Here is a 938-nt window from a genome sequence, read left to right on the forward strand (position 1 = left end):
TCCCGACAGCCCGCCCCACCTCAACAAGGTGACCCAGACCGTCTGATGGCCCCCGTCGCTCCAGTCACCGCGCTCGTAAACGCCGAGATCCTGACCCCTGCCGGTATCGTCGCCGGCCGGGCTCTGCTGATCGATGCGGCCGGCAAGATCACCGGCCTGGTCGCGCCCGAGGCCGTGCCGGCCGACGCCCAGGTCGAGGATCTGGCCGGCGGCCTGCTGGTTCCCGGCTTCATCGACACCCAGGTCAATGGCGGCGGCGGGGTGCTGTTCAACGACGCCCCCACCGTGGAGACCATCGCCGCCATCGGCGCGGCCCATCGGCCCTACGGCACGACCGGCTTCCTGCCGACCCTGATCAGCGACGACCTCGAGGTCGTCGACGCGGCGATGCGGGCGACGGAAGACGCTATCGAACAGGGCGTGCCCGGGGTGCTGGGCGTGCACATCGAGGGCCCGTTCCTCAACGCACAGCGCAAGGGCATCCATGACGCGGGCAAGTTCCGCGTCCTCGACGACGAGGCCATCGCCCTGCTGTCGTCGCTGAAGCGCGGCAAGACCTTGGTGACCCTCGCCCCCGAGACCACCACCCCGGACATGGTCGCCCGGCTGGCCGACGCCGGCGTGGTCGTCGCCGCCGGCCATACCAACGCCCGCTATGAGACCGTCCGCGCCGCGCTCGATGCTGGCCTCACCGGCTTCACCCACCTCTTCAACGCCATGTCGCCGCTGACCAGCCGCGCCCCCGGCGCGGTCGGCGCGGCGCTGGAGAGCCAGTCGGCCTGGTGCGGCATCATCGTCGACGGCCGCCACGTCGATCCGGCGACGCTACGCATCGCGCTTCGCACCCGGCCGATGGACCGCTTCATGCTGGTCACCGACGCCATGCCCACCGTCGGCATGAGCGACAAGCGCTTCGTCCTGCAAGGCCAGCCGATCAC

The 938-nt window shown here is 70.9% G+C and carries 1 protein-coding gene; it reads left to right on the plus strand.

All coding sequences use genetic code 11. The annotated features are described in order from the left end of the window. Positions 1–45: 45 nt before the first annotated feature. Positions 46–938 (plus strand): N-acetylglucosamine-6-phosphate deacetylase (gene nagA, locus AC2YHT_RS25645; protein WP_487292611.1); only part of this gene is annotated, 893 nt, incomplete at its 3' end.

Source organism: Caulobacter sp. SRI_008, from assembly GCF_057586355.1.